The organism is Caulobacter sp. HMWF025, assembly GCF_003060965.1.
Lineage (GTDB): Bacteria > Pseudomonadota > Alphaproteobacteria > Caulobacterales > Caulobacteraceae > Caulobacter.
In genome coordinates, this window is record NZ_QAII01000171.1 from 2896 (window position 1) to 12237 (window position 9342).

A 9342-nucleotide genomic window follows, 5' to 3' on the forward strand; every position below is an offset into this window, starting at 1 on the left:
CGGTCGAGCCGTCGATGGTGATGATCTCGCCGGCCTTGAACTCGCGGCCCTTGGCCCGGAACAGGCCTTCCTTGGGGAAGATCGACACGTCGCCGGCCCCCGAGACGCAGGGCCGGCCCATGCCGCGCGCCACGACGGCGGCGTGGCTGGTCATGCCGCCGCGTGCGGTGATGATGCCGCGGGCCGCATGCATGCCGTGGATGTCCTCGGGCGAGGTTTCCTCGCGGACCAGGATCACGGATTCGCCGTTGGCAGCGGCCTGTTCCGCAGCGTCGCTGTCGAACACGATCTTGCCGGTGGCCGCACCGGGCGAAGCCGGCAGACCCACGGTGATCACGTCGCGATGGGCCGAAGGGTCGATGGTGGGGTGCAGGAGCTGGTCCAGCGAGGCGGGTTCAACCCGGCCGATGGCCTCGGTCTTGGAGATCACGCCCTCGGCCGCCATGTCCACGGCGATCTTCAGCGCCGCCTTGGCGGTGCGTTTGCCATTGCGGGTCTGCAGCATGTAGAGCTTGCCCTGCTCTACCGTGAACTCGATGTCCTGCATGTCGCGATAGTGACGCTCCAGCGTCTCGACCACGGTCTTGAACTGCTGGAAGACCACCGGCATGGCCTCTTCCATCGAGGGGGTGGTGTCCCCCATCTCCTCGCGGGCCGCCTTGGTCAGCGACTGCGGCGTGCGGATGCCGGCGACGACGTCCTCGCCCTGGGCGTTGATCAGGAACTCGCCATAGAGGCGGTTGTCACCGTTCGACGGGTTGCGGGTGAAGGCCACGCCGGTCGCCGAGGTCTCGCCCATATTGCCGAACACCATCGACTGGATGTTGACGGCGGTACCCCAGGCCTCGGGGATGTCGTGCATGCGGCGATAGAACTTGGCCCGGTCGTTCATCCAGCTGGCGAACACGGCACCGATCGCGCCCCACAGCTGCTCCTGGGCGTCCTGCGGGAAAGGCTTGCCCAACTCGCGGGCCACGGCAGCCTTGTAGTCCTTGATCACCCCGGCCCAGTCGTCGGCCGTCAGCCCGGTGTCGACATGGATGTCGAGCCGCTCCTTGTGGTCGTCGAGGATCTCTTCGAACATGTGGTGCTCCAGATCGAGCACGACGTTCGAGTACATCTGGATGAAGCGGCGATAGCTGTCATAGGCAAAGCGGCGGTCGCCCGACAGTTTGGCCAGGCCCTCGACCGTCTCGTCATTGAGACCCAGGTTCAGGACGGTGTCCATCATGCCCGGCATCGAGGCCCGGGCGCCCGAGCGCACCGAGACGAGCAGCGGGTTGGCCACATCGCCGAAGCGCTTGCCGGTCAGGGTCTCGACGGTCGCCAGACCATCGGCCACCTGCTGGGCCAGCTCGGCGGGATACTGCTTGCCCTGGGCATAGTAGTGCACGCAGGCCTCGGTGGTCACCGTGAAGCCCGGCGGGACCGGCAGGCCCAGCGAGGACATCTCGGCCAGGTTGGCACCCTTGCCCCCCAGCAGATTCTTCATCGAGGCGTCGCCGTCAGCGCCGCCCCCTCCGAACGAATAGACCCAACGGGCTTTGGTCAGCGTCTCAACCGGCATATTTGAATTCACCCTGCGATAAGTGAAAAGGCCGCGATCCTCTGCGGGATCGTCTTGCCTTGGGACATAGCATTTCACGGTGATCCCGCACTGCAATATCCGGCCCGTTCACTAGCACTTCGGTCAAGAAGTCGTCCACCGGCGCTTTGCGTTAACGCTGCCAGATCGATAATTCGGCAAATATTTCCAATGACAACGTTGTCTTGACTGGGAAGTCTCTGGGACCTGCATAGCCAGACCGCTTACAGACTCTGTCAGAGGTCCAACACGGGCCCCATCAAGGCCCACACGTGTTCCAGTTTCGGACAGTCTGGGCCGGCGTGCTGCTTGGAATCACTTACAGCTGACGCCGGTGTGGCGGTCAGCCGAACGGCCGCGACACCCCTCAGCCCTTGCGGCGGATAGAGGGGGCCCGGGCACAAGGCCCGGGATGACGGAAGTTTGGTCGAGTTGAGGAGTTCTACTCCCCCTACCCGGCGACCAGCCCGAAGTCGGCCACCCGGCCCATGGCGTCGCGGACGGCGGCCAGGGTCTTGAGGCGGCTGTCGCGCTCGGCGGCGACCTCGGAATTGACGAACACGCCGTCGAGGAAGGCGTCGACCGGGCCGCGCAGCCCGGCCAGCTCCTGCATGGCGGCCGTGAAGTCCTCGGCCGCCAGGGCCTGATCCAGCGGGGCTTCCAACAGACGCAGGGCGTCGTGCAAGGCCACTTCCGGAACCGAGGCGTCGTCCAGCAGGCTGCGTTCGCCCTCCGCCTTCCAGCCCTTCTTCTCTTCAGCCTTCAGGATATTGCCGGCCCGCTTGTAGCCGGCCATCAGGGTCTTGCCGTCGTCGGTCTTCAGGAAGCCGTCCAGCGCCTCGACCCGGGCGACGATGCGCACGAGGTCGTCGTCGCCGAGGGCGAACACCGCGTCGACGAGATCGTGCCGCTTGCCCTGGTCCTTGAGGGTGACTTTCAGGCGGTCGACGAAGAAGGCGAGCAGGTCTCTAGAAAGAACGACGCTAGATTGCCAAAGCACAGTAGATTGCCTGCTGACGAAACCGCCGATAGCAATTGCGATATCTTCATCATTCTCAGTCGCGGATGGATCAAGCTCAACCTCGCCCATCAGGCGGAAAACACTTGAGTAGTCTCGGCTGTTTCGGCGAGCCATTGATCTAAGATCGTCGTGCAGAGAAGCAGCCGCTCCAACCTTATCCAAGTTCGCAAAAAGCTCTTCCTGCAACTGATCCATTGCAGTCGAAATACGCGCCTGATGCCAAGGGAAGAGTAGATCTGAGACAACGCTGGCCCGAACATCGTTCGCAAGCACAGTGCGTATCACGCCCAATGCCGCGCGACGCAAAGCGTATGGATCTTTGCTACCCGTCGGCTTCTCATCGATCTCGAAGAACCCGACCAGCGTATCGAGCTTGTCGGCCAGGGCCACCGCCACGCTCAGCGGCGCGGTCGGCACCGCGTCGGCCGGGCCCTGCGGCTTGTAGTGGTCGCGGATGGCGTCGGCGATGTCGTCGTCGAGACCGGCTTCACGGGCATAGTAGCCGCCCATCAGGCCCTGCAGTTCGGGGAACTCGCCGACCATCAGCGAGGCCAGGTCGGCCTTGGCCAGACGCGCCGCCTGGGCGGCCTTGTCCGGATCGGCGCCGACCAGCGGCGCGATCTCGCGGGCCAGGGCCTCAATGCGCTTCACCCGCTGCGCCATCGTGCCCAGCTTGGCGTGGAAAGTGACGCCGTTCAGCTTCTCCAGCCACTCCTCGAAATTGCCGGCCTTGCGGTCCTCGTCCCAGAAGAAGCGGGCGTCGGACAGGCGGGCCGACAGCACCTTGGCGTTGCCGGCGGCGATCACCTTGCCGCCGTCGGCGGCGGCGATATTGGCGATGGTGATGAAGTGCGGGGCCAGGCCGCCGGTGGCCGGATCACGCACCGCGAAATACTTCTGGTGGGTGCGCATCGAGGTGCGGATCGCCTCGGCCGGCAGGTCGAGGAACGACGGATCCATGTCGCCCAGCACCGGGGTCGGCCATTCGGCCAGGCCCGCGACTTCCTCCAGCAGGCCCAGGTCTTCGACCAGTTCGAGATTGCGGGCAAAACACAGGGTCTTGCAGCCCTCGAGGATGCGCGCCTTGCGCTCCTCAACGTCCAGCACGACGAAGTGGTCGTTCAGGCCCTTGGCATACGCGTCGAAGTCGCGGACCCGGAACGGCTGGGCATCCCCCATGAACCGGTGGCCTTCGGAGATGTCGCCGCTCGCGATGCCGTCGATGGTCAGCGGCACGATCTCGCGGTCGAAGACGCAGAGGATGCGCTTCAGCGGCCGCACCCAGCGCAGCTTGCCGCTGCCCCAGGTCATCGACTTGGGCCAGGCAAAGCCGCGCACAATGGCCTCGACCATCTCGGCGATGATCTCGGGCGTGGCGCGGCCGGTCTTCTCGATGAAGGCCATCCAGACGCCGTCGCGCTCGACCAGCTGGTCCTGCGTCAGACCCGCCTTGCGCAGGAAGCCTTCCATGGCCTGCGGCGGGGCCCCGACGCGGGGGCCCTTCAGCTCTTCCTTGCGGTCGGCCTGGGCAATCGGCAGCCCCTCGACCACCAGGGTCAGGCGGCGCGGACCGGCAAAGGTCTTCAGGGCCTCGGGCAGGAAGCCGGCGGCGGCCAGATGCTCGCGCGCCATGCGTTCCAGATCACGCGCCGCATTAGCCTGCATGCGCGCGGGGATTTCTTCGGAGAACAGTTCGAGGAGAAGTTGGGGCATCTGACTTTACGCGGCTTCCTGCTGCTTCACCCACTCGGAGGCGCACATCTTACAAAGGTCGCGGATGCGACCGATGTAGCTGGCGCGCTCGGCGACGGCGATCGCGCCGCGCGCGTTCATCAGGTTGAAAAGGTGGCTGGCCTTGAGGACCATGTCATAGGCGGGCAGGACCAGGGCCTTGCCCTGGTAGGAGCGGGCCAGCATCAGCGGGACCTGCTCTTCCATCTGCTCGAACTGCTGCTTGAGCACCGCCACGTCGAAGCCGTGGAAGTTGGCCTCGGACTGCTGGCGCTCGTTCTCGAGGAACACATCACCATAGCTGACGCCGGAATCGTTGAACGGCAGGTCATAGACGTTGTCGACGCCGAACACGTACATGGCCAGGCGCTCGAGGCCGTAGGTCAGCTCGCCGGCCACCGGCGAAACGTCCAGGCCGCCGACCTGCTGGAAATAGGTGTACTGCGACACCTCCATGCCGTCGCACCAGACTTCCCAGCCCAGGCCCCAGGCCCCGACGGTGGGATTCTCCCAGTCGTCCTCGACGAAGCGGATGTCGTGGATGCGCAGGTCCAGGCCGATCGCCTCCAGCGACCCCAGATAGAGGTCCTGCATGTTGGGCGGGTTGGGCTTCAGGATCACCTGGTACTGGTAATAGTGCTGCAGCCGGTTGGGGTTCTCGCCATAGCGCCCGTCACCCGGACGGCGCGAGGGCTGCACATAGGCCGCGTTCCAGGGCTTGGGACCCAGCGCGCGCAGCACCGTGGCCGGGTGCAGGGTCCCTGCCCCCACCTCGACATCATGCGGCTGCAGAATGACGCAGCCGTGCTCGCTCCAGTAATTGTGGAGCGTCAGGATCAGGCTTTGAAACGAGGTGGGCTTTGGGCGCGACATTTGGGTCCAGGGCGTGTCCGAACAGGGCCGGAAAAAAGTCGGCGGACCATAGGGCCCGGGGCCCGGAGCTTCAAGCCAAGTTGGCCGGCAACAGGCCAGGCCGGCCCATTCCGCTGCGGCCGTTGGGAACGGTTGCTCCCCGGCACAAGGCGCGCCTCAAACCCACGTTGAGCGCGGAGACCCAAGACGCCGGTTTTTGACGCATTAACGACAGCAAATGCCTGTTTTTTGAACTCGGTGCCCATTTCCTTTCCAATTCGTTGATCCGGACCCGCACGATCGCGACCCCGCCCGATAGCGTGAAGCGGCCGGGGAAAACGATGCAGCGCGCAAGGGCCGCGTCGTCGGTGCTCATCGGGCGCCTGGCGCCCGCAAACCAGAACAAGGCAAGCCCGCACAGTCAGCGGGCCGGAGCAAGGCGGATGAAACTGATCATAGCGGTCGTCAAACCCTTCAAGCTCGACGAGGTCCGTGAGGCGCTCGTTGCAGCGGGCGTCGAGGGTCTGACGGTATCCGAAGTCAAGGGTTACGGCCGTCAGAAGGGCCAGACCGAGATCTATCGGGGCGCGGAGTACCAAGTGAACTTCGTTCCCAAGGTTAAGCTGGAAGCGGTCGTGGACGATGCGTCCGCCGCCAAGGCAGTCGAAGCGGTGAAGGCCGCTGCGGCCACGGGCAAGATCGGCGACGGCAAGATCTTCGTCCTCAACGTGGAAGAAGCCGTACGCATCCGGACCGGTGAAACCGGCCCGGCCGCTCTCTAGTACTCATCGGGAACAGGGGATAACCGACGATGAAATTGACGTTCAAACCGCTGGCCGGGCTCATGCTCGCCGCGACCCTCGCGGGGGCTCCGATGGGAGCCGTCGCCTTCGCCCAGGAGGCCGCGCCCGCGGTCGCCGCCGCGCCCGCCGAGGCTGCGCCGGCACCGGCCGCAGCGCCTGCGGCTGAAGCCGCTCCGGTCGCCGCTCCGACCATCGAGGACAAGATGGACAAGGGCGACAACGCCTGGATGCTCGTCTCGACCCTGCTGGTCCTGCTGATGATCCTGCCGGGCCTCGCCCTGTTCTACGGCGGCCTCGTTCGCTCCAAGAACATGCTGTCGGTCATGATGCAGGTCTCCACCGTCGGCATCATCGGCATCCTGACCTGGGCCCTCTGGGGTTACAGCCTGGCCTTTACCGACGGCGGAAGCTGGGACAGCTTCGTCGGCGGGTTCAGCCGGCTGTTCCTGAACGGCGTCACCCCCGCGAGCAACGTTGCGACGTTCTCGACCGGCGTCGTCATCCCGGAATTCACCTTCATCGCGTTCCAGTCGACCTTCGCGGCGATCACCGCCGCCCTGGTCATCGGTTCGCTGGTCGAGCGCATCAAGTTCTCGGCCGTGGTGGTGTTCGCCGTCCTGTGGCCCCTGCTCTCCTACTATCCGATCGCCCACATGGTCTGGTGGTGGCCGGGTCCTGACGCCATCGCCCTGAACCCGACCGCCCCGATCAAGGCCGGTCTGAGCTGGTCGTTCGGCGCCCTGGACTTCGCCGGCGGCACCGTGGTGCACATCAATGCCGGTATCGCCGCCCTCGTCGGCGCCCTGATCCTCGGCAAGCGCCAGGGCTTCGGCAAGGAGCCGATGCCGCCGCACTCGCTGACCCTGACCCTCGTGGGCGCCGGTCTGCTGTGGGTGGGCTGGTTCGGCTTCAACGCCGGTTCCAACCTGGAATCGAACGGCTACGCCTCGCTGGCGATGATCAACACCTTCCTGGCCACCGCCATGGCCGGCCTGTCGTGGATCGTGGTCGAGTGGGTCACCCGCAAGAAGCCTTCGGCCCTCGGCATGGCTTCGGGTCTGGTCGCCGGCCTCGTGGCCGTCACCCCGGCCGCCGGCTTCGCCGGTCCGATGGGCTCGATCATCCTCGGCCTGATCGTCTCGCCGATCTGCATCTTCTTCTGCTCGGTCGTGAAGAACGCGCTGAAGTACGATGACAGCCTGGACGCCTTCGGCATCCACGGCGTGGGCGGCATCGTCGGTGCCATCGCCACCGGCTTCCTGGTCAACCCCGCCTGGGGCGGTGCCGGCGTCGTCGACTATATGAGCTGCGGCAAGGATGGCGATCTGTCGACCTGCGACACCGCCGTCTACAGCATGGCCACCCAGGTCATGGCGCAGGTCAAGGCGGTCGGCGTGACCATCATCTGGTCGGCCGTGGCCTCGGCCATCGTCTTCTTCGTGATCAAGCTGATCATCGGCCTGAAGGCTTCGCCGGATGCCGAAGAAGAAGGTCTGGACATCTCCGAGCACGGGGAACGCGCCTATCACAGCTAAGCCCCGGCTCAGCTGAAACGGCGAAGGGCGCGGAGCTTGGCTCCGCGCCCTTTCTTTTTGCCGGTCCGTCTGGGGAAGCAGAGGCCCCTGACCGCCGGTCGGAAGCGCTAGGGCACTGCGGGTGCGACGGGGGCCTCGACCGGCGCCCGACGGGCCCGGAGAATCGGCACAACCGGATCCAGCATCTGGCCCTGCATGACCGGATTGGTCGCCTTGCCCGGGGTCGGCAGCCGGATGATCTTGTGGACCACGTCCATGCCCTCGACGACGCGGCCAAAGGCGGCAAAGCCCAGGTTGTCGCCCGGGGCGGCAGGATCAGCGTCCATATAGGGCGCATCGCCGACGCAGATGAAGAAGTCCGAGGTCGCCGTGCCCGGGGCATTGCGGCCGATCGAGATCACCCCGTCCAGATGCTTGATCCCGGTCAGGGTGGTCGGCTCGTGCGGGATCGGCTTGAGCACCCTGGCCGGGTCGTTCTGCACGCCGCCCTGGATCAGGCCGTAGTCGACCGGCCCAGGGGCGCGTGCCGCCCGGAAGAAGGTCGCGCCGTCATAGCGCTTCTGGTCGACATAGCGCAGGAAGTTGGCCGTGGTGATCGGGGCCTTGTCGACATAAAGGGCGATGACGATCAGCCCCTGCCCCGTCTCCAGGTTCACGCGCACGATCGACGGAGGCGAGACCGGAGCTGGAGCCGGAGCCGCCGGGGCGGTCTGGGCCATGGCCGGAAAGGCGGCTCCTGTGGCCGCGAGCGCCAGCAGGTCTCTGCGCCGGATCATCGTGTCCCCTCTCCCAGAATGCAGCGCCGGACCCACCAGTCCGGACGCAGGGTCTGCAGCCGCTCGGCCAGGCCCTCGGCCTCGAAATCCCCGGCGCATAGCGCAAAACAGGTCGCCCCAGAGCCGGACATCCGGGCCAGCAGCACCTCGGGCTCGTCGCGCAGGGTTTCGAGCACCTGCCCGATCAGCGGCTCAAGCCTGACGGCCGGCGCTTCAAGGTCATTGCGGGTGGCCATGGCCAGCCAGGCGGCGACCTCCTCGGCACTTTCGAAGGCCTCGGGCATCCAGGGCCGGGCTTCGCCCTCGGCGGCCACGGCCGCGTCATAGGCCCGATAGACCGCCCCGGTCGGCGACGGCACCAGCGGATTGACCAGCACCGCATGCAGCGGCGGCAGTTCCGGCGCCGCCGAAAGCCGCTCGCCGCGTCCCTCGGCCAGGGCTGGACGGCCCCAGAGACAGACGGCTCCGTCGGCCCCCAGACTGCCCGCCACCGTCTCCAGGTCCGCATCGGCGAGTGCCGGCGCAAGGGCATCACGCAGAAGCCGCAGGGCGGCACCGGCGTCGCTGGATCCACCGCCCAGTCCGGCCGCGATCGGCAGGCGCTTGTCCAGCAGCAGGCGGAACGGCGGCAGCGGCATGGCGATGCGGCCCCGGAAGGCCGCGACGGCGCGCATGACTAGGTTGTCGTCTCCGGCCGGGATCTCGCTGCCGAACGGTCCGGTCGTCTCGAAGGCCAAGGCCTCGCTGGCCTGCAGGGCCACCGCGTCGCCGACATCAGCGAAGACCATCAGGCTCGAAATCGGGTGATAGCCTTCGTCATCCGGTCCGCCGACGTGCAGGAACAGGTTGACCTTGGCCGGAGCAAAGGCGGAAAGGCGCATCTTCGGCCCTCGTATCTGGAACGGCGCAGGACCGCTGGCTTAGCTCAGTTGCGCGCGATGGTCGATGTGGCGGCCATGGCGGGCGGACCGAGGCCGTCCTTCAGCTTGGCCGTCGCCTCGGCCTTCTGCTTCTCGTCCGGGTCCAGGCTGAGCACGCG

The 9342-nt window shown here is 66.3% G+C and carries 8 protein-coding genes; 2 read left to right on the forward strand and 6 right to left on the reverse strand.

Going from position 1 to position 9342, the window contains the following annotated elements; all coding sequences use genetic code 11:
• The 4 genes from DBR10_RS20325 to DBR10_RS18980 all read right to left on the reverse strand — a co-directional run.
• Positions 1-1567, reverse strand: a 1567-nt coding sequence (locus tag DBR10_RS20325) for a pyruvate, phosphate dikinase (RefSeq protein ID WP_442861129.1), incomplete at its 3' end; no start/stop codon positions are given.
• Between the two features lie 469 nt (positions 1568-2036).
• Positions 2037-4319 (reverse strand): glycine--tRNA ligase subunit beta, encoded by a 2283-nt coding sequence (gene glyS, locus DBR10_RS17905; protein WP_108504107.1) that lies wholly within the window; start codon positions 4317-4319, stop codon positions 2037-2039.
• A gap of 6 nt (positions 4320-4325) precedes the next feature.
• The gene (locus tag DBR10_RS17910; protein ID WP_108504108.1) at positions 4326-5210 is read right to left on the reverse strand and encodes a glycine--tRNA ligase subunit alpha; all 885 of its coding nucleotides are present in this window, start codon (positions 5208-5210) and stop codon (positions 4326-4328) included.
• Between the two features lie 70 nt (positions 5211-5280).
• Positions 5281-5565, reverse strand: coding sequence for a hypothetical protein (locus DBR10_RS18980; RefSeq protein WP_146184082.1), 285 nt, complete (start codon positions 5563-5565; stop codon positions 5281-5283).
• A gap of 67 nt (positions 5566-5632) precedes the next feature.
• On the opposite strand from DBR10_RS18980, the gene DBR10_RS17915 reads away from it, so the two are divergent.
• Positions 5633-5971 (forward strand): P-II family nitrogen regulator, encoded by a 339-nt coding sequence (locus DBR10_RS17915; RefSeq protein WP_035046383.1) that lies wholly within the window; start codon positions 5633-5635, stop codon positions 5969-5971.
• Between the two features lie 29 nt (positions 5972-6000).
• Entirely contained in the window at positions 6001-7527 is a 1527-nt protein-coding gene (locus tag DBR10_RS17920; protein WP_108504109.1) for an ammonium transporter, read from the forward strand.
• Positions 7528-7634: 107 nt separating this feature from the next.
• Here DBR10_RS17920 and DBR10_RS17925 read toward each other — a convergent pair whose 3' ends face one another.
• Both DBR10_RS17925 and DBR10_RS17930 read right to left on the reverse strand, forming a co-directional pair.
• Complete coding sequence (locus DBR10_RS17925) at positions 7635-8303, reverse strand: peptidylprolyl isomerase (protein ID WP_108504110.1); 669 nt, start codon at positions 8301-8303, stop codon at positions 7635-7637.
• Positions 8300-9184, reverse strand: coding sequence for a 4-(cytidine 5'-diphospho)-2-C-methyl-D-erythritol kinase (locus tag DBR10_RS17930; RefSeq protein ID WP_108504111.1), 885 nt, complete (start codon positions 9182-9184; stop codon positions 8300-8302). The genes DBR10_RS17925 and DBR10_RS17930 overlap by 4 nt, the downstream gene beginning before the upstream one ends.
• Positions 9185-9342 lie beyond the last annotated feature (158 nt).